Source organism: Parasutterella sp., from assembly GCF_057870745.1.
Genome location: NZ_DBMALT010000027.1, coordinates 16679 through 37116, shown reverse-complemented (window position 1 = coordinate 37116; position 20438 = coordinate 16679). Strand labels below are relative to the sequence as shown.

The following is a 20438-nucleotide window of genomic DNA, read 5'->3' as shown; positions in this document are numbered from 1 at the left end:
AATAGCAGGAATTACCCTTAGAGTCAATTTCAACTATTTAAATTTACGAAAGATTTTTCTCAAAATGAAAAAATCCCGGAGCTATGTTCTGGGAGTTCGGGTTAACGTTATCGTAGCCACGCATCCAGTCATCGCTTCTCAATAGTAACTTACCCCCCCCCTCGTCGGCGCGTGGCTTCAACTAGATCTTCTATTGAAATTTTCTCTTTTTGTGCGAGCTTATGAGTTGAAGACATGCAGATGCTGAGTTGTAAATCTCTTAGTTTGAGGGCAGTACAATTTCTTCTCTCTAAAAAGTCCTCATCATATGTCGCAACGACAATGTCGACTTGGCCATCTGATCCTAAGTGTGAGAGCATGTTCCAAACGATGTTTTTTTCATTTTCAAAAGGGACAAGCTGAATCCTTAGATCAGGGTATTGTTTAGACGCAATAGGCCAAACTTGCCCTAGGAATTTCGTAGGTGTTAGGGGCGATAAAGCGACACGAACAAGATTTCCTTCATTTTTTTCGATTTCTTTTGCTCTTTTAATTGATTCTTTAGAAAAGGATAAAAGGAATTTAGCGTCTTTATAGACAGATATCCCTGCGGGAGTTAATCGCATACCGGTCGGGCTTCTATCAAATAATTTAACTCCGAGTTTTTCTTCATAAGTCGTAATTTGTTTAAAAACGGCCTGTGGACTTTTGCCAAGGCGTAATGCGGCTTGAGAAAAACTTCCTGATTCCGCAACAGAAATAAAAACAGGTAAATTAGAATCTAACATTTATATAGTTAACAATGACGGTTGATTAAATCGTAAATGTCATTTATAAGAAAATAAATAAAATAATATATTTGTCACTAATAATAAATCAACAATATTTACATGTAAAATATTTAAATATAAAAAAAATAATTACACAAACAATTAAAATTAAATAAAATCAACTAGTTATGTATTTGAAATATCTTTCAATAATAAGGTTTAAACCTGTAAATAAAATAGTTTAAATAAGCCGCTATTTTTATATCTTTATTAAGCATTTCTACCATTGTTTTTATTTACAAAATGTTAAAAACTAAAAATAGAGGTTTTACCTCGGTACGCAAAAAATGAGGAGCATGTTTTTTTTGCGTATGACCTTAAATTCCATTTTTATGGGAAGCATAGGAGAAATGTAATGAATAAAGCTTTTAAGGCTATTTGGAGTGATGTACGCCAATCTTTTGTCACGACCAGTGAGATCCAATCTTCTCACGGCAAAAGATCAAAGGCTTCCGTGAGTCTGAGTGTAGCAACCGTTCTTTTGGCTACTAGCGGTTTAGTTTCTGCGGCATACGTAGAGACAGGCACGTTAGGTGACAAAGCGTCTTGGGAGACGGCGGAGTATAACTACAATTGGGGGCTGGGAGCAATGAATGCTTCTTCGGCGTATGCCCTTGGATTTTACGGTCAAAATACAACGACTGGAGTGATGGACTCAGGAGCATGGCTTGGAAACCCGGACTTAGATACTCCTCGCATCACAGCCACTCACGTAACAGGAGTTTACGGTTCTAGTGGAAATCGCTATCCTCAAAGCATATATGCAACCATTCAAAAGGGAGTTGTTCCTACAGCAGCGGAAGGACAGCCTTTTACAGAAGGTGAAGAGTTCGATGTGAAAGGAGACTATACCCTGGGCTTAAATGATGCTCATGGAACTCAAGTTACAGGAGTGATCGGAGCGGAACGAAATGGGGAATATGGTCACGGGGTTGCATTTAAAGCAAATGTGGTCGTCGGAAATACAGGAGCAACAGACAATAATAATTACGGGCCTTTCCAAGATTACAACTATTACTTCAAGGGATATAAAGCGTTAGCAGATGCTGTCAATGCCGGCAATGGAGAATATCGTGGCGGCATGGTCAATAATTCCTACGGTACCAACACTAAGATCTATAGCTCTGGTGGACATAGACTTACACCAGATGAGATGTCTGAGCTACTGGCTGGAAGTGGAAATTATGATAGAGCTTCCGCGGCGTATGCTGTTACATTCTCTGGCGACTATAGTTTCTTGGGGCTAAATGATGTCCCAGGAGCGGATCAATATTCAACGAATCCATCCGCTTTTGAGTGGGAGTATATGTATTTCAAACTCAAATACGGGGATAAGCCCAGTTTTCTTGACGGAGCCTATGATGCCGTGAAGGGAACCAATGTTATCCTTTCCTGGGCAGCGGGTAATCAAGACAGAGGCACGCCTTACCTGAAAGGGTTGTATCCATACTTCCATCCCGAAGCTGAGAAAAACTGGCTCAATGCTGTTGGTGTTATGCAGACACGAGGGGATAATGACCAGTATATGCAGGCAACCTACTGTAAAGCGGGCCTTGCCAAGTGGTGGTCCATGTCTGGCCCGACTGCATATCCAGGAATTGGGACGACATACGTTACAACTGATTTGGAGAACGGAAGGCTCACTACTACCGGTTTCAATGGTACATCGGCCTCCGATCCTCAAATTTCAGGCGCCTTTACAGTTCTTCAGTCTCGCTATCCCAGCATGACAGCTATTCAAGTTAAGGATGTCATGTACACGACTGCAAGTCACATTGGAGCAAATGGTCAGCCTTTCACGAATTGGACTGCGGCTGAAGGCACACCTGACGTCATTTATGGTTGGGGTATGCCCGATCTCGAAAAAGGAATGTACGGTCCCGGCCAGTTCTTAGACCACTTTGAATATCGTCTGAGTGAACCACTGGATGTTTGGAGTAACGACATTACAGAAGCAGGTCTCCAGCAGCGCGAAAAAGAAGACAAGGCTTGGATGACGGCTACCAAGAATGGCACAGATCCTGACGCCGGAGGGGAGTATACGTTAGGTGACGATATTGTTGTTTTAGACGGAAATCTCGACTTCTACGATAACACCGTCAGCCCCGAGCAGGCAAAGAAATGGAGAGCAGAGTATTACGCTGCTAGAGCAGCCTATATCCAGAATAAGATCGATAACAACCTCTACAAGGGCGCTTTGATTAAATCAGGTCAGGGCACTTTGGTCATGACGGGTAACAATAGTTATACCGGAGGTACAGAGGTTAAAGAAGGTTCATTATTTGGTTTCACGGAATCCTTCGGCTCTGCAGATGTGAATGTTAATGGAGGTACATTTGGTATATTGGCTACTTTCAACGACAACTTTACTCAGAAGGGCCAGCTTAACTCTCTAGTTGGGGTCGCAAGAGCTCCGATCCAAAAGGCTAATGTCGTAGTCAACGACGGGGGTACCTATGCAATTGTTGCAGATCAGGATGTACAAGTTGGCAACCTAACGTTTAATCCCGGGTCCAAGGTTACCGTCACATCTTTGACCGATAACGCGTTTGAAAAGGCTTATGACGGCATTGATCAAGTCGGAACGGTTACGGCAGACAAGATTGAAGGCTTTAACGAAAACGCTGTTGTGACTCCTGACTTTGCCTTAGTTGACCATACCGTAACGCTTGACGGAAATACTCTTACAGGGATCCTGACCAAGAATGATAAAACTTTAGCTGACTACGCAGCTAACAGCAATGGCGTAGCAGTAGCGAATGCTTTGATGGCCGACGATGCGCTTCTGGCTGGTTTGACTGATGCAACTAAGGATGAGGCAAGAAATACGCTCAACTCTTTGGGTAATGACATCCACGTCACAGCCAATGCAATGACCATTGCTAATGGTCAGTCGCTGGTTCGAGCGATTAAGGATCAGGCAATCGGAATTGACGGTGCTGCTCATGTAGCCGATGTTGACGGCGGACGTGCACGTTTGTGGCTTTCTGCAGTTGGCAATTGGTCCAAGATGGATCGCGCCGGAGCCTCTAAGCTGAAGGCTGATTTCTACACCGGTCTAGTTGGATTAGAAGCTGACATCAATGCCAATAATAAAGTTGGTGTCTTCTTCGGTGCAGGTAAGACAAAGTTCAAAGGCGGTCATGACGGAAAGATTGACTCTGACGATCTCCATTTTGGTATCTACGGTCAGTCCAAGTTTGAACCGGTGCGTTTGAACTATGGCTTCGCTTATACGCACCAGGATCGCGATGCAAACAGCGCTCTCTTCTATAAGAACCAAGCTTTCGCGGCCTCTCCAAGCTACAACGCCAAACTTGCTCAGATCTTCGGCGAAGTTGCATACACCGGACTTAACCTTGGTACTGTCAATGTTGAACCGTATGTTGGTTTAGCTTGGATGCATCTCTCTGCGGACGACTTCAGCAACGATTACGTCGGCGGAAAGGTCAGCACTAAGTTTGATAGTCAGAACCTTGCTGTCTCGAACCTCGGCGCTCGCGTCAAAGTTCCGTTTGAAGTTGGTCCGGCCAAGTTCAAGGCTGTCGCTGACGTGAATTGGACACAGTACATGGGTGACACCCGCGGCAAGTCTACGCTTAAGTTTGGTAACGGAGCCTCCGCAACGATTAAGAGTGAAAAACTCTCTGCAGTCGCAGCGGTCGGTGTCGGCCTTGAAGCTCAGCTTGGCAAGAGAGCTTCCCTGGGCGTTTCTTACTACGGTGCTTACGGCAGCAAGATTAAGTCCAATGGTGTCGGTGCGACATTCAAACTTGCTTTCTAAACAATCATTTTTCTCCCTGGGTGGTAGGAGCTTCATCTAATGAAGCTCCTACCGGCAGAGTGCGTTCCATACCTAGCGCACTCTGCTGCATCACCAACCTCGATCCCAAATTAATAGGGGAAATTTTATGAGTATCATGGTTATTCTTCAGATCATCGTCCTCTTGGGCGCGATCTTCATCGGCGTGCGGCTCGGCGGCATCGGTATCGGTTATGCGGGCGGCGCAGGCGTGCTGGTTCTCGGTCTTTGTCTGGGCATGAAGCCGGGCAACATCCCTTGGGACGTGATCCTGATCATCGCTTCTGTAATTGCTGCTATTTCTGCAATGCAGCTTGCAGGCGGTCTTCAGTATCTTGTTTACATTGCTGAGAAAATTCTCTACAAGAACCCGAAATACATTAATTACCTCGCACCGATTGTTACTTATGTCCTGACAATCTTTGCCGGTACGGGTCACACAGCCTTCTCAATGATTCCGGTGATTGTGGAAGTAGCAAAAGGCGAAAATATTCGTCCTTCTGTTCCGCTCTCTATCGCAGTGGTTGCCTCTCAGATTGCAATTACAGCTTCTCCGGTTTCTGCGGCTGTTATTTACATGACAGGCGTGTTAGAGCCATTCGGATGGAGCTATCCGGCTCTTCTCGGCGTTTGGCTTTTGACAACCTTCTTAGGCTGCATGATTACAGCCTTCATCATGACTCACATTTCTAAGATGGATCTTGCCAGCGATGCGATCTATCAGGAACGTTTGAAAGAAGGCTTGGTCAAGCCTCCGGTTGGCCTTAAAGATATGACGATTACTCCGTCTGCCAAGCTTTCTGTTTGGATCTTCTTGATCGGCGTTTTGTGCGTCGTCTTCTATGCTTCTGCTATTTCTCCGGCTGTTGGCTTGATTAAACCGGTCATCGTTCCTCGCGATGCGGCGATTATGAGTTTGATGCTTGCTGTCGGTGCTCTTATTACCGTTTTATGCAAGGTTAATCTCGGAGATGTGGCCGGAACTTCTGTGTTTAAGTCCGGTATGGTGGCCTGCATCTGCGTTCTTGGTGTTGCTTGGCTCGGTGACACTTTCGTCTCCGGCCATACAAAGGAAATCAAAGATTTTGCAGCTCAAACAATCAGCCAGTATCCGGCACTGCTTGCGGTTGTATTCTTTCTAGCAGCGATGCTTTTGTATTCTCAGGCGGCTACAGCTAAGGCAATCACTCCGACAGTAGTTGCAGCATTAGGTATTACAGCCGCCAATCCGGACAACTCTTACATGCTTGTCGCATGCTTCGCAGCTGTGTCTGCTCTGTTTGTTCTCCCGACTTATCCGACATTGCTCGGAGCAGTCCAGATGGACGACACGGGTACAACTCGTATCGGTAAATGGGTCTTCAATCACTCCTTCTTTATCCCAGGCGTTCTGGCAATTTTCTTCTCAGTTGCCCTCGGATTCGTAGTGTGTGGATTCGTATAACCTGAAAAAGGAAAGAGGAAATACGGTCTCTTTCCAAAGATCAAAGGTTCGAGATGAGCGCAGTTTTCCTATGGTTGTGCAAAGCAGGAACAGTCCTTTATTGTCTCACAATGCTGGTACTGACTATCGCATACTGCTCTGTCAGCATCTACCGCAACTATTTTGATAACAAATAATAAATTCCCTATATCTTCTTGTTGTCCTCTCATTGAACCTAAAAAATTCTTTGAGGTTTTGGCAGAGGCTGGAATGTCCGAGGGCTTCCAAACCTTTGCCTTTTCTTTTGTTTCTTAAAGGAGGAATAGATTCAAAATAATGACGTTCTTGCCATTGGCTGGGAATTTCTGCAGCCAATCAATGGTAAATAAGAAAAGCCGTAGCGAAATCCGAAATCATCCGAGCCGGCTGCGGCTTGTTTTGACTAAAAGGTCAGGTGAAGATTACTTAATGTATTGGTCTTCCCATTTAGCCATTGTGCCGTTGCCTTTAATGGTCTTCATCCAGTCGTTCACGGCAGCTTCAAGCTTCGGGTAACCCTGTTTCATCAGGACGCCGAAGTGGTTTTCTGTGAAAGGTTTGTCGACCAACGGAGCGGCAACCTTAGGATTGTCCTTCGCATATCGGCGAGCTTCCATGGTTTCGGTGATCATGACATCGGCTTTTCCTTCACCGACTAAGCCCGGAATCTCGGCGTTGTGCTCATGCATCATGAGCTGAGCTTTCGGAGTCATTTCCTTGGCAAACTTTTCGTTTGTGCCGCCTGGGTTGTACATGACACGAACAGTTGGCTGGTTGACGTCGTTCAATTCTTTGAACTGACCAGTCTTGTTCTTAGTGACGAGAATCGTCTTGCCAAAGGTGAGATAACCGTCGGACATGGTCATGACTTTCTTACGAGCGTCTGTGACGGTAATGCCGCTCATGGCAACGTCAAACTTATCGGCCATCGTGTCGGCCTGCAAGGTCTTCCAAGTTGTCGGAACATATTTGAGTTTGACGCCGAGGTACTTAGCCAGGGACTGTGCCATTTCTGCGTCAAAGCCTTCGTATTTCCCGGTTTCTTTGTTGAGGTAGCTCATCGGCTTGTAATCGCCGGTGGAACCGACTAAGAGTTCGCCGGAGGCCTTAATTTGTTCTAAGGAGCGGGCCTCTGCCATGCTGGCGAATGCAGCAGTCACAGCAGCTAAGGATAAAACCAAAATGGAAGTGACAAGTTTTCCGTGCTTCATTTTTATAAGTTCTCCTAAACGAGGTTTGATCGATTCAGTATACGACTCAAAACCATGCAAAACAAAAACAAATCCCATTCTTTCGAAAGATCGCGCAAATATTTCCCGATTTATTTGCGACGAATGGGAACGCAAGGCCTTTTAGTTTCAAGGCTAAAAAGTATTATGGGAATTTTCAGACATTATTTTAACAAAAGATCTGAATAATCAAATAAATGCCAGTCTCTCGAATAAGAAGCATGCAAATAATTACCCCATTCAAGACGTTCGATGACTTGTCGCATAAGGCCGCTCGGCTGATCATCAATGGTGAGACGTTTTTGAGTACGAGGATGAATGAAGCTGATTCGACCGCAGTGGAGAAGGAGGCGGTCTGCGCCGAAATATTCGGCAAGGACACGGTTAAGCGGTCCTTTGCCGTAAGTCGCATCTCCGATAATGGGATGCGCGAGATGTTTGAGGTGGCGTCTTAACTGATGACGTCTGCCGGTGGCAAGCTCAAGCAGGACTAAAGAGAGGCGAGTGGTATCAAACTTGCCGGAAGAAACGGGAACCTCTGATTCAGCCAATCTGTGAAGGTAAGAAAGCGCGTCCTGTGCTTCTGTCTTTTGCACACGTAGATAGGGATCGACGGGAGGCTTCAGCGCATGGCGAACCTCAATATCCTCTGGTGCCCAGCCGCGGACGACCGCGTAATAACGCTTGTGAAAGGTCTCATGAGTTTGCTGACTCAGTGCCGAAACTATCTCCCTGTTGAGCCCGAACATCAGGATTCCGGAAGTGCCTCGATCCAGACGATAAACCGGACTCACGCGTCGGCCGATCTGATCTCGCAGCAACTGCAGTGCAAACTCGGTGTCGCCGTTGGCAATTTCCGTTCGGTGCGTCAGCATCTTTTCCGGCTTGGAGACAACGACAAGGTCTTCGTCTTGATAGAGGATTTTCAGTACGGTCATGAGCGGAAAGTTCGGAGAAGGAAGCGCCGGCAGAGGGATCGGTAAAAAATAAGGACTCGATTCTAGCGAACCGAGTCCTAAGAAGAAAGATGAAACTAAAGCATCAAATTAACCGCGGATCAGGAAGATGCCGATAATGACCCACAGCAGGAGGAAGACTGTATCGATGCTCATCAGCACGATCGGTGTCCAGCCGACTTCTTTCAGTTTGCCCAGAGAGGTCTTTAAACCAAGGGCAGAAATGGAAATCAAAATGAACAGTCTGGAGATTTCGCCGAGTGTGTTGGAGACATTCGTCGGAATGATTCCGGTGCAGTTCAAAGCAGCTAGAGCGATGAAGCCGAGCAGGAACATCGGAATGTTCTTGTACCAGGGCTTGGCTTTCTCTTCTTCAGTGCGATGTGCCTTAGAGGAAAAGACAAACATGAAGATGATGAGGATCGGGATCAGAAGAGCGACACGAATCATCTTTGTCAAGCTCGCGATTTCCAGTGCGTCCGGCCCGATCATGGCGCCGGCGCCCACGACCTGTGCAACGTCGTGAATGGTACCGCCTAAGAAGATGCCGGCATCGATGTGGTCAAAGCCGCACCATCCGGAGATGAACGGATAAAGAACCATAGCGAGGGTGGACAGGGCGGTAACCGTGACCACGATAGCAAGCAGAGCCTGCTCTCTTAACTGCTTATGGTTGAATGTGGCAGCTAAGGCAATAGCGGCAGACGCACCGCAAATAGCGGTAGAGGCGGCAGCCAGTGTGCCTTCGGTAAGCGGCCACTTAGAAAAACGGGTAATGAAAGCGCCGAAGAGTAGTGTGGCAAACACACCGCCGATAATCATGGCAAGCAGGGCCGGAGACAGGAGTCCCAGCTGGCTCGCGGTGATTTTGGCACCTAACAGGCCTACGCCCCATCGGAGAACGGTTGTGGAGCAAAAATGAATACCGGCAAGCGTTCTCCGGTCCTCTGAGAGGAAGTGGAAAGCCATACCGATTAACAAAGCGAACAAAACAGCAGGACCGCCGTAGTGCTCAGAGACGAATAGTGAGGCAGCGCCGATAATGACGGCCATAAGTGTTCCGCGCCAGCGCGTTTCCAGCCAGTGTTTCAAACTCACTTTTTCTGTGGTCATGTTTTAAATTTCTCTTGTGTTCCATACGAGCCACACAATGGTGCGCTCGTCATGAATGTGCGGGAGCACCTTCTGACGGACAAGAGTGTGGTACTCGTTCAGCCATTTCTTTTCGTCGGGCTGCAGCCTTTCCGGAATGACGGCAGAAAGGTCTATCGGACAAAGAGTTAGTGTTTTGAATTTCAAGAAACGTCCGAATTCATTTTCTTCTGCGAATTCGGTCGCCACTAAATTTTCAATGCGGATACCCCAGCGGCCGGGACGATAAATACCGGGTTCATCACTGGTCACCATGCCTTCGGACATTGCTGTCTCTTTCGAGATAAACGCATCGGAACGAGGGCTTATCCGCGGGTAACTAATCCTCTGCGGCCCTTCGTGAACATTAAGGAAAAATCCGACGCCGTGGCCCGTTCCATGCCCAAAATTAGCAAAATGTTGCCAGATCGGTTCACGCGCTAAGGGATCTAATAATTGTGAAGAAATACCGTCGGGAAATACGGCCATCGCAAGACGTATGTTTGCCCGTAATACGGCGGTGTAATCTTCTTTCATCAGATCGGTTGCTTTCCCGATCAATTTTGTGCGGGTGATGTCGGTCGTACCTTCGGGAAATTGAGCTCCGGAATCAATGAGAAGGAAGCCGTTATCCTTAATCGGGGCGCCTCCGGACTTATCGGGTTGATAGTGGGGGAGTGCGGCGTTGGAGCCGAATGCAGAGATGGTTTCAAAGCTCAGAGAAATATATCCCGGAAGAGATTTTCTGAAGAAAAGGAGCTTGTCGGCGAGGGACTGCTCCGTCATTTCTTCTTTGCCCAAATTGCGATCAAGCCAGGCAAAGAATCGCACCAAGGCAACCCCGTCTTTGATCATGGCGTCAGATATCAGATTGATCTCTTCGGGCGTCTTGAGTGCTTTCATGCGTTCAATAGGATTAGGCAATTCCAGCTGAGTGATCTGCTCCGGCAGGTGAGACAGCAAAGACGCATTGATTTCTTCCGGGTCAGCCAGCACCGTCCCTGAGGAAAGAGAGGCGAGCGTCTTGCCGACACAATGGTAAGGAGCTAAAGCAACACCGTCCCGGAACAATAACTCTCTCAGATTGGCAGGGACTTTCTCTTCGTTAATGAAAAGCGTTGCAGTGCCCTTGGACGGAATCAAGGCGTAGGCGTAGAAGACGGGATTGTTTGGAACGTCGGATCCGCGGAGGTTAAAAATCCATGCGATATCGTCGAGCTTCGAAGTAAGCAGATAGTCCGCACCTTCTTTTTTGAGAACCTCACGCAGAGCGGTAAGTTTCTGTTCTCGGTTTCGCGGGGAAACTGTATGGTCAAAGATCGGCTTTTCAGCGCGTTCCGGTCTTTCTTCCCAGATGGTTTCTTCGGGCGTCTGACGAACCAGCGAGAGATGAAGATGTTTCTCGGCAAAAACTCGGGCGTAATTCTTGGCGTCTTTGCCGGAAATCAATTCGGAGTTGATGCCGACACAGTCGTTGGCCATCAAGTGCGCGGCAAACCAGTCGGCAGACTCCGCGGCGTAGCCTTGGTTGAGTTTAACGAGTTCAATGCCGGAGCCCTCGAGCTGCTGCTCGGCCTGAACCCAGTAGCGGGAGTCGGTGACAAGCGCTGCGGCGTCCTGAGTCACTAAGAGAGATCCTGCAGAGCCCGTGAAGCCCGAAAGCCACTTGCGGAAGGCATAGTGTTCATCCACGTATTCGGAAAGATGAGGGTCTGCCGTCGGGACGATCCAGCCGTTGAGACCGTGATCTTTCAAAAAAACACGTAAGGCAGACACTCTGCTGCTGATAGAGGAGTTCACTGAAGTCTCCGCAATGGAAAATTAATAAACTTTGCGAATCGTTGCCGAGAGCGGAGTGCCGCTTTCGTCGTTTTCAATTGTCTGGCGGCCGATGTGCATCTTCTCAACGCGCCAGCCGGCGTCGCGCAGTTCGTTCAACGTTGCAACGACGTCCAGGTCGGGGCATTCAAACGAGAATCCGCCGAGTTTGGTGCCGGCGGTAAAAAGTCCCGCACCCTTGCATACCGTTTCTGTACGCAAAGGAGCATCCAGCAGCGGGTCAAGTCCGGCGCGATCGACGTGCGGAGTAAAGGCAGAATGCGGTCCCGTGGAAGAACATCCTGCTAAGGCCAACGCAGCAAGCGCTGCAGTAGTCAAAAGTAAGCGTTTACTCACCATTTAATTTCTTATCCAAAAGGCGACGATTGGTCATGCGCAACGCATGTTCGGTGGTTTCCCAGTCAATGCAGGCATCGGTGACGGAGACACCGTATTTAAGCTGAGACAGATCGGCAGGAATCTTTTGATTGCCAGCGTTAATGTTGCTCTCCAGCATGACGCCGCAAATCGATTTGTTGCCGTTGACAATCTGGGTAATGCAGTCGTTCAAAACGAAGGGCTGCAGGTCGGGATTTTTCATGCTGTTGGCGTGCGAGCAGTCGACAACGATGCGGGAGTCGACGCCGGCATCCTTGAGGGCTTTCTCGGCCAGCATCACGCTCACGGTATCAAAGTTCGGACGTCCGCCGCCTCCGCGGAGCACTAGGTGGCTGTAGCGATTGCCTTTGGTCTTGATGATGGAGCTTTGGCCGTTTTCATAGATACCTAAGAAGTAGTGGCTTTGGCGGCTGGCTTTGACGGCGTTAATCGAGCTGTCCAGAAGGCCGTCGGTGCCGTTCTTAAAACCGACCGGAGCGGACAGACCGCTCGCCATTTCTCTGTGGGTTTGACTTTCGGTTGTGCGCGCACCGATGGCATACCAGCTGACGAGTTCGCCCAAGTACTGCGGACCGAACGGGTCCAATGCTTCGGTCGCAACAGCCAGACCCATCTCATTGATTTTGATCATGAGCTCACGGGCCTTGAGCATACCCTTTGCCATATTGAAAGAGTTGTTCATGTCCGGGTCGTTGATGTACCCCTTCCAGCCGACGACCGTTCTAGGCTTCTCGAAATACACGCGCATGACCGGGAAGATTGTCTCTGAGATGTGTTCTGAGAGTTCGGCTAAACGCTGAGCGTAATCCAGGGCCGCCTTCGGGTCGTGAATGGAACAGGGACCGGTAATGACCATCAAACGGTTATCTTCTCCCGTCAAAATCTGCTTGATTTGATTTCTGCTCTTGTTGACGTTCTCGGCAGCAGCTTCGGTAAGAGGCGCCATCTTTTTGATCTCAGCCGGTGAAGGCATCGGCGCGAAACCTTCAATATTGATGTCTTCCAAAGAAAAACCGGCTTGTTGCTTCACTTCGTTTAATTTCGGAGTTTGCATAAACAACCACATTAAAAAATCGGCCGAAGCGGCGCAAGTGTCAGGCTTCGGTCATAGACAAAACAAGTATCCTTGTCCGATTATAAGAAGGCGACCGAGGAAAAACTCCCGAGGCCGCCTAAAAGTTATTGCTCTAGCAAACGGGAAAAGCCGTGCAATGCATAGCTATTGCCCACGGGCGGTTCTGCGACGGACAGACGGTTTACCGTCGGAGCGTTTGAAGCCGGCCGGTCCGTTTCTTCTTGGTCCGGGTCTGCGGTTTTTGTTCTGAGGCTTTGTCGGAGCAGAAACCTTCCAATCGGAGTAATCCAGTCTCGGGAAGTCAGACAAAGGCAGCGGCTTCTTGATGAACTTTTCGATCGCAGCCAGCTGCGGCAACTCTTCCGGAGAAACCAGAGAATAAGCTTCTCCCGCTTCTCCTGCGCGTCCCGTTCTGCCGATACGGTGAACGTAGTCTTCTGCTTGCTGCGGCAGTTCGTAGTTGACGACCTGAGGAAGCTTTTCAATATCTAAGCCGCGGGCAGCGATGTCAGTGGCAACGAGAATAGGAAGCTTGTGCTCTTTGAACTCTCTGAGTGCTGTCGTTCTGGCGCTCTGAGATTTATCGCCGTGAATGGCTTTGGCAACCAGACCGTCTTTGAGCAGATGGCGAACCAGCTTATCTGCGCCGTATTTGGTTCTGGTAAAGACCAAAACCTGATCCCATTGGTTGTCGACGATAAGGTCGCGAAGGACAGTGTGTTTATTAGCTTTCGGAACTCTGTAAAGCGTTTGGCGAACAAGAGAGGAGTCCTTATTTCGTTCGATTTCGACGGACTCAGGCTTATTCAAGAATTCGGAAGCGAGCTTTTTGATTTCAGGTGAGAACGTTGCGGAAAAGAGCAGTGTTTGGCGATCCGGCGGGAGCGCCTTCAGAATGCGCTTTAAGTCAGGGAGAAAGCCCATATCCAGCATACGGTCGGCTTCGTCCAGAATCAGAATGTGCGTCTTAGAGAGACCTGCAAAACCCTGGTTCATGAGATCGAGCAGACGACCCGGTGTCGCAACTAAGAAATCCAGCCCTTTGGCAATGGCGGCCTTCTGCGGGTTGATGCCCACACCGCCGAAAACGACGGCAGAGCGTACGCCGAGGTCTTTGCCCAGAGAAAGAATAGTTTCTCCGACTTGCGCGGCAAGCTCTCGGGTAGGAGTCAGTACTAAAACACGAGGAACGCGCTTTTGATAAAGCGTCGGTTCTTCTATCATCTTCTGCAGCATGGGCAGAACAAAAGCAGCCGTTTTACCGGTGCCGGTCTGAGCTGCAGCCAAAAGATCGTATCCCTGTCGAACGAGCGGGATGGCTTTCATTTGAATCGGAGTCGGCGACGTAAAGCCGTTGGCTTCGATTAACTTTTCTAATTGGGGTGCAAACCCAAGTGTCTTAAAAGAATTCGACATTCAATTAGTCCTCTTTGAATCTGTGGGAGTGTAGTGCGGAATCAGTTCTCAATCTGAGGGATTAGACCAATAGGGGGAACCAAGTGAGCATAAAATCCAAGAATCACTAGTGAAGCGCCAATAGGAGGCGATAACGATGTTTGGTATTGACACTCAAGATTTACAAGATTTAAAGATAGTGGACGTCAAAGTCGGTACAGGTGCAGAGGCCAAGCCTGGTGAGCTCGTTCGTGTTCATTACACAGGCTGGCTCGAAGACGGCACAAAGTTTGATTCCAGCGTTGACCGCAAAGAACCTTTTGAATTCCCGCTCGGAGCAGGCTATGTTATCCAGGGCTGGGACCGCGGCGTTGCCGGCATGAAGGTCGGGGGTGTTCGCCGTCTGTTCATTCCGTCTCAGTTAGCCTATGGCGACGGAGGCGCCGGTTCTGTTATTCCTCCGAATGCAACATTGATTTTTGAAATCCAGCTGCTCGGAGTTAAAGACAACGGCAAATGGCAGCTTGAAGAAGATGTCATCACTCCGGTGTCTGCACCTGATGTGAAGTAGCAAGCTAGATAAGGTTGCAACAAGCCGCTTGGATGAGAAAGTCTGAGCGGTTTTTTTGTGCCTGCGTATTTCTGAGTCTCAGCAAGCAAAAATCCAAAAGTTACGTTGCACGCGACAACCTATTCTTTTGGAATATATTTTGAAAAAGTGGGCTCTTAGGAAAAACAAACGCCTGCCGGCAGAGTAGCTGTCTGCTGACAGGCGAGAATTTTTCGATTACAGGAAGGCGTTGTGCTCTTTCTCGTAGCCGATGGAGGTCTCAGGTCCGTGGCCCGGATAGACAATTGTGTCATCCGGCAAAGAGAAGAGCTCGGAGCGGATCGATGTCACAAGCTGTTCATGACTGGAGAACGGGAAGTCCGTTCTGCCGATGGATTCTAAGAAAAGCGTGTCGCCGACAAAGACGCACTTTTCTTTCTTGAAGTAATAAGCCACAGAGCCCGGTGTGTGTCCGGGAACACTCAAAACTTTGCATTCAAGTCCGGCAAACTCTGTCTTATTTCCCGGCTCAATGCTGACGGATTCAAATTTAGGGACAGCAGGAAAGCCAGAAGATCCGCCCTGCCCAAGAACTGTGGAAGCGATGACTTTATCTTTTTCCGGCGTATAGACCGTAGCGTGCGTTTCGGCAGCTAAAGCGGCAACGCCATAAAGATGGTCAAAGTGCATATGCGTGATGCAGATTGCTTTCAGCTCTAACCCGTGTTCTTTGAGATATTTGCTCACGGGAGCGGGGTCTCCGCCGACATCAATTGCAACAGCTTGGCCTTCGTAGCTAACGATATAGCAATTGGTTTCTAAGGGGCCGAGAGGAAAAACAGCAACAGACATAATACGCCTCACAAAACAAAGTGTTTTGATTATAGGAAGGAGGCGATGTTCACTAGCGCGTGAGAGCCTCACAACGGACGCAAAGAAAAAGCCTCCGAGATGGAAGCTTTTAGAGCGATGAAAATTTTGAGCTAGCAGCGAACAGCTTCGAAACGATGTTCAGGACTGAGGATCTGACGCTGCTCATCAATGAGAGGAAGATCAAGAGCACCGCTGTCCATATGAGAAACTAATCCGTAAAGTGTGTTGACGGCAGCTTCTAAAGCGTCTTTGGCTGACTTTGTTTTGAGGTAAGTGCCTAAAGCGACGGATGAGAAGGTATCGCCTTGTCCGTTAGGCGTCGGTTTTCGTTCCACAAGAGGTGTTCTGACGACCCAGGCATCATCCTTGGTAACGGCTAAGGTCTCGACTGTGCCTGCAAGAACGTCTGGTGTCAGCAGACTTGTCACAAACGTAACACGGCAACCCTTGTCCGTGAACAACTCCCGCGCTGTGTCGACTGCCTCCTGGCGGCTTCTCATCTTTCGTCCGCTCAGCAGTTCCAGTTCAAACTGATTTGGTTTTGTCATATCAGCCAACCCGTTGAGGAAATGTTCCTTCATGAATTGCGGGATATCGGGACGGACAAAAACACCGGTATCCGTGTCGCCCATCACCGGGTCGCACAGCCAAACAGCGTTGGGATTGGCCGCTTTGATTTCAGTTGCTAACTCTAAGACAATTTTGCCGATGCTTGCGTCACCCAAATATCCTGAAAGCAGCCCTTCGATCTTGGGTATGAGACCGCGTTCCCGAATGCCGAGAATAATGTCGCGGATGAGCTCGGCAGTAAAAACCTGACCTCGGAACGTCGGGTGGCCCGTATGATTGGAAAATTCAACCGTGTTGACAACGATCGGACTAAAACCCAAAAGCTGCAGCGGGAAAACGGCGGCAGAATTACCGACAAAACCGTATGCAACGTGAGATTGGATCGTTAACACATAACGAGACATTGAATCCTCCTAAAAACAGCCTAATAGTCCCATAACTCCCCCAATCATAATTAAAAGAATGAGGGGAATATGGGTTTTCCAAACAATAATTGTGACGGCGCCGGCCCAGGCCCACACATGCCAGTTATCAAGCTGGTTTCCCAAAAGAAGATAAGCAGTGGCAAATAAAAGCCCGACGGCAACCGGCGCCATGCCGGCTTTATAGGACTTAACGAAAACCGAGGAAGCGTGCTCGCGAATATACCTTCCCGCAAGAACGGCAATTAGCGAGAAAGGAATGGAAGTTCCGCCGAAAGTAGCGAGCGCACCCAAAGGACCGGCGGCTGCCCAGCCAAGCACTGCCGCAACCAGTACATTCGGGCCTGGCAGGGACTGGCCGAACGCAACCGTCTTGGCAAAGGTCTCTGGCGTCAGCAGTCCTGCCGTATCCACAAGGTAGGAGTACATGCCGGGGAGCGTAGCCATGAAGCCGCCGATCGCGATCAGCGAAAGCAGCATGAAGTGGAAGAATAGTCCGGCAAATAAGGCAGGTGTCATGACCGAGCGCTCCTTTCCTTAATGAATCGGTACCACGCCCAGAAGGAGAGAGGAATACCGACAATCGGCAGAATGTAGACCATGGAAATCTTCAGCATGCCGACGGTGATGAATGTGATGACCAAGCCAAAAATCCAGACCGGCGGCGTGATGATATTTTCTTTGCAGTTGTAAAGAAGCTTCATAGCGGCGCCGGCCACCATCCCTGAGGCAGATGCGGCCATACCGACCAGAGCATCGGATACCCATTTGTTCTCTGCGTACTGTTGATAGAAGACAAAGACGGAGAGCATGAGCGTTGCCGGAAGCGTAATCATGCCGAGGAAAGAGGCAAGTGCGCCTCTCCATCCGAAATGTCGGTCGCCCACCACGATGGTCAAAATCATGATGTTGGGTCCCGGAAGGACTTGAGAAACGGTCAGGAGGTCAAGAAACTCGGACTGCGTGAGCCATTTCTTTTGGTCGACTAAGAACTGCTGCGCGATAGCGGTCGAACCGCCGAAGGCCTGCATAGCCATCAGCGTAAAAGAGCAAAACAGGTCCCAGCAGCTTTTTGGTTTATTCGGTGCGGAAGTTTTGTATTTCGCGGTAGAGGTCATAAGAATTCAGCCTTTTTTCAGCCATTCTAAGTGTCAAAAAGGCCGTAACCTCTTTTGTAGGAACTTAATGCGGCCGGATGCCGATTTCAGCGAGCAGGGCTTTGGTTTCGTCGACGGGCAGACCGATCACGCCGCTGTAAGAACCTTCGACTTTTTCGACGAATTGACCGGCTAATCCCTGAATCCCGTAACCGCCGGCCTTATCAAAAGCTTCTCCGGAGGCAATGTAGGAGTTGATTTCTTCGTCGGTGAGCGGGCGGAAGGTGACAAACGTCTTAGTCAGAGTTTCTCTTGGCTTTCCTTCCTTATCGACCAAACATACTGCAGTCAGAACTTCGTGTGTTTGTCCCGAGAAATCTTTGAGGAATTCAAAAGCTTCCTTTTCGTCTGCCGGCTTGCCGTAAATTTTGCCGTTTAACGCAACCGTGGTATCAGCGGCAAGGACGGGAAGCAGCAAATCGCGTTCGGTTTCCGCTACTTTACGGCCCCACTTAGCCTTTTCGCGTGTGACGCGCGCCACGTAGTTCTCGGGAGATTCGCCGGGCAGGACATCTTCGTTGACGGAGTCGGGTGTTTTGCTTAAAAGAATGTCAAAGTCAAAGCCCGCATCTTTCAAAAGCTCCCGTCTGCGCGGCGACTTGGAGGCAAGATAGAAATCCATAACTTAAGCCCGATGATAGGGGTGGTTGTGGAGAAGGGACCAACTGCGGTAGATCTGCTCTACGAGCAAAACGCGAGCCATGGCGTGCGGCAAGGTCAGGGAAGAGAGACGAAGCGTAAAGTCAGCCTCGGCTTTGAGTCCCGGATCGATACCGTCGGCGCCCCCGATGATGAAAGCGATCGGGCGTCCTTGGTCGCTCCAGCGGTTGATTTGCTGGGCGAGCTTAGTGCTGGTCGGGTCTGCGCCGCGTTCATCCATGATGACCTTGATGGCATCCTTCGGCAGGGCGGCCCGAATCCTTTCCGCTTCGGCCTGCATCACTTTCGGGATGGTGCGCGTGTTCCTGTCTTCGGCTTTGACGGTCTTTAATTCGACCTTCCAATCCGACGGAAAGCGATGCAGATAGTCTTCGCATGCTTCATCAGCCCATTTGGGTATTTTGAGACCGACGGCAACGACGGAAATTTTCATAGTAAAAATTATTCAGAATCTTCTTCTTTGTCTTCATTCTCAAGGAGTTTCATACGGACGGGATGGGCGCCCCAGAGTTCCTCAAGGTTGTAATAAGCACGAAGAGCCGGCTGCATGATATGAACGATGGCGCTTCCGCAGTCGACGAGAACCCATTCGCCGGTCTCCAGACCTTCGATGCCGACGGCGTCTCCGCCGTTTTCCTTAACTTCCATGAAAACATGGTGGCCTAAAGCGCGAGTCTGGCGGTTGGAATTGGCGGTTGCAACGATGACGCGCTCGAATAAAGCGGTCTGCTTAGAGGTGTTGAAAATCTTGATATCTTGTGCCTTGACGTCTTCAAGGGCGTTAACGATCACTCTCTGTAACTTACGAATATCCATAAAACTTTCTCTTGTTTAGTTAGCGGTTAATTGTACTCAGTCAGGTTTCTTTTCAACAGCAGAAAGTCTTCTTTTCGAGCCGGAAATCACAAAATCATGCAAATATCCGTGAATTGAGTTTTCTTTTTCCGAAGGATCGTTTTCTAAAATCTAAAAGATTTGAACTAACAACTCTACGAAAAAATGTTCCTGTTTTGGCCGAGCCTCATCCTGGCAGTTTATGTGGTTTGCAGCGGTGTCCTGCCGCTTAAGATTCATTGGTTTTGGAAACTTTTATCCACGGCGGTAATCTTTCTGATTTCCATGAAGTACATGGCCTACACCATGAACGGAGGTACGTTCTTTGAGCCCGCAGTCAAGGGCGCATGGATGCTTACTTGGGAGGCCTTGTACGGAGCACTTATTCTTGCGGCGTTTTTGCTTTTGCTGAAAGACATTTGTTCTCTCGGACTTTGGCTGCTCGGCACTTTCGGCGTAAAGACCGGTTTTAGCTTCAATCGCCTTGTCTTTATTGTTCCGATTTTTATTGTTTCTGTCGCAGGCGGCTTTTGGGGAATGTATGAAGGCATCAAAGTCCCTGAGGTAAAGACTGAAACGATTGTCTTTAAAAACCTTCCTGCTCAATGGAAAGGAACAACGATCGCCTTGCTGAGCGACCTGCACGTCGGGCCTGTTCAGCGCAAAGAATGGCTGTCCGAGATCGTGAAAAGGACCAATGATTTAAATCCTGACATCGTGATGATCACGGGTGACTTTATCGATGGAAGGGCACAAAAACTTCTTCCTGAGCTTGAACCTTTGAAGCATTTAAAGTCCAAGTACGGAGTTTATGCCGTACCCGGCAATCATGAGTACTACTCTGTCTATCAAGAGTGGATGGCAGCTTTGCCGACGCTTGGCATCAAAGTACTTCGCAACGGCAGTGACGTGCTCACAAAAGACGATGCATCTTTGGTGGTCGGCGGAACGACAGATCTCGGCGCGTCTCGTTTCGGAGAAGAGCCGCCGAACGTTGAAAAGACGTTTTCCGGAACAAGTCCTGAGGATTTCAGAATTCTTTTGGCGCACCAGCCAAAGACAGGTTCTCTGACAAAAGAGAAATTTGATCTCCAGCTTTCCGGCCATACGCACGGAGGCCATATTTTCTTCATGTATCCGCTCCTGGCCTATTTCAATGACGGTTTAGTAAGCGGCTTCTACGATCGAGGCGAAAAGAAGGTCTATGTGACAAACGGATCCGGACTTTGGAATGGCTTCACGATGCGTGTAGGTGTTCCGTCCGAAATCACCTTCATTACGCTGGAATAGGAAAGG

The 20438-nt window shown here is 48.9% G+C and carries 18 protein-coding genes and 1 pseudogene; 4 read left to right on the top strand and 15 right to left on the bottom strand.

Annotated features, from left to right (window positions below; all coding sequences use genetic code 11):
* Positions 1-149: 149 nt before the first annotated feature.
* Entirely contained in the window at positions 150-767 is a 618-nt protein-coding gene (locus tag ACZND6_RS08420; protein WP_008810591.1) for a LysR family transcriptional regulator, read from the bottom strand.
* A gap of 397 nt (positions 768-1164) precedes the next feature.
* Between ACZND6_RS08420 and ACZND6_RS08415 the strand changes: the two genes are divergently transcribed.
* Together ACZND6_RS08415 and ACZND6_RS08410 are read left to right on the top strand one after the other, a co-directional pair.
* Positions 1165-4593, top strand: coding sequence for an autotransporter domain-containing protein (locus ACZND6_RS08415; protein WP_278660655.1), 3429 nt, complete (start codon positions 1165-1167; stop codon positions 4591-4593).
* A 127-nt stretch (positions 4594-4720) separates the two neighbouring features.
* Positions 4721-6055: an anaerobic C4-dicarboxylate transporter gene (locus ACZND6_RS08410; protein WP_270209395.1), complete on the top strand. Its 1335-nt coding sequence runs from the start codon at positions 4721-4723 to the stop codon at positions 6053-6055.
* 440 nt (positions 6056-6495) lie between these two features.
* Here the strand turns inward: ACZND6_RS08410 and ACZND6_RS08405 are convergent, their stop codons facing one another.
* The 7 genes from ACZND6_RS08405 to ACZND6_RS08375 form a co-directional block, all read right to left on the bottom strand.
* On the bottom strand, positions 6496-7284 hold the full coding sequence (locus ACZND6_RS08405; RefSeq protein ID WP_270209398.1) for a transporter substrate-binding domain-containing protein: 789 nt from the start codon (positions 7282-7284) through the stop codon (positions 6496-6498).
* Positions 7285-7466: 182 nt separating this feature from the next.
* Positions 7467-8240, bottom strand: a complete 774-nt coding sequence (locus ACZND6_RS08400; RefSeq protein ID WP_489524545.1) for a pseudouridine synthase — start codon at positions 8238-8240, stop codon at positions 7467-7469.
* A gap of 108 nt (positions 8241-8348) precedes the next feature.
* A complete protein-coding gene (locus ACZND6_RS08395; protein ID WP_008810596.1) occupies positions 8349-9371 on the bottom strand; it encodes a YeiH family protein in 1023 nt (340 codons plus the stop codon).
* Positions 9372-9374: 3 nt separating this feature from the next.
* Positions 9375-11189 carry an aminopeptidase P family protein gene (locus ACZND6_RS08390; RefSeq protein WP_008810597.1) on the bottom strand — a complete coding sequence of 605 codons (1815 nt, stop codon included), beginning with the start codon at positions 11187-11189 and terminating at the stop codon, positions 9375-9377.
* A gap of 21 nt (positions 11190-11210) precedes the next feature.
* Entirely contained in the window at positions 11211-11567 is a 357-nt protein-coding gene (locus ACZND6_RS08385; protein ID WP_270209375.1) for a hypothetical protein, read from the bottom strand.
* Entirely contained in the window at positions 11557-12660 is a 1104-nt protein-coding gene (locus ACZND6_RS08380; protein ID WP_021867969.1) for a 3-deoxy-7-phosphoheptulonate synthase, read from the bottom strand. Before ACZND6_RS08380 ends, ACZND6_RS08385 begins: the two co-directional genes overlap by 11 nt.
* Before the next feature lie 165 nt (positions 12661-12825).
* Positions 12826-14097, bottom strand: a complete 1272-nt coding sequence (locus tag ACZND6_RS08375; protein WP_293737033.1) for a DEAD/DEAH box helicase — start codon at positions 14095-14097, stop codon at positions 12826-12828.
* Positions 14098-14233: 136 nt separating this feature from the next.
* On the opposite strand from ACZND6_RS08375, the pseudogene ACZND6_RS08370 reads away from it, so the two are divergent.
* A pseudogene (locus tag ACZND6_RS08370) lies at positions 14234-14578 on the top strand (FKBP-type peptidyl-prolyl cis-trans isomerase); the annotation flags it as partial.
* Between the two features lie 285 nt (positions 14579-14863).
* Here the strand turns inward: ACZND6_RS08370 and ACZND6_RS08365 are convergent.
* The 7 genes from ACZND6_RS08365 to rsfS form a co-directional block, all read right to left on the bottom strand.
* On the bottom strand, positions 14864-15478 hold the full coding sequence (locus ACZND6_RS08365; protein WP_022100156.1) for an MBL fold metallo-hydrolase: 615 nt from the start codon (positions 15476-15478) through the stop codon (positions 14864-14866).
* A gap of 131 nt (positions 15479-15609) precedes the next feature.
* Complete coding sequence (pdxY, locus tag ACZND6_RS08360) at positions 15610-16473, bottom strand: pyridoxal kinase PdxY (protein WP_022100155.1); 864 nt, start codon at positions 16471-16473, stop codon at positions 15610-15612.
* Between the two features lie 9 nt (positions 16474-16482).
* The gene (locus ACZND6_RS08355; protein ID WP_022100154.1) at positions 16483-17010 is read right to left on the bottom strand and encodes a chromate transporter; all 528 of its coding nucleotides are present in this window, start codon (positions 17008-17010) and stop codon (positions 16483-16485) included.
* Positions 17007-17609, bottom strand: a complete 603-nt coding sequence (locus ACZND6_RS08350) for a chromate transporter (protein WP_022100153.1) — start codon at positions 17607-17609, stop codon at positions 17007-17009. Before ACZND6_RS08350 ends, ACZND6_RS08355 begins: the two co-directional genes overlap by 4 nt.
* A gap of 64 nt (positions 17610-17673) precedes the next feature.
* The gene (locus tag ACZND6_RS08345) at positions 17674-18270 is read right to left on the bottom strand and encodes a Maf family protein (RefSeq protein WP_022100152.1); all 597 of its coding nucleotides are present in this window, start codon (positions 18268-18270) and stop codon (positions 17674-17676) included.
* A gap of 3 nt (positions 18271-18273) precedes the next feature.
* On the bottom strand, positions 18274-18741 hold the full coding sequence (gene rlmH / locus ACZND6_RS08340; protein WP_337557338.1) for a 23S rRNA (pseudouridine(1915)-N(3))-methyltransferase RlmH: 468 nt from the start codon (positions 18739-18741) through the stop codon (positions 18274-18276).
* A gap of 8 nt (positions 18742-18749) precedes the next feature.
* Positions 18750-19124 (bottom strand): ribosome silencing factor, encoded by a 375-nt coding sequence (gene rsfS, locus ACZND6_RS08335; protein ID WP_022100150.1) that lies wholly within the window; start codon positions 19122-19124, stop codon positions 18750-18752.
* Between the two features lie 183 nt (positions 19125-19307).
* Between rsfS and ACZND6_RS08330 the strand changes: the two genes are divergently transcribed.
* Complete coding sequence (locus ACZND6_RS08330) at positions 19308-20432, top strand: metallophosphoesterase (protein WP_489524544.1); 1125 nt, start codon at positions 19308-19310, stop codon at positions 20430-20432.
* Positions 20433-20438: the final 6 nt, after the last annotated feature.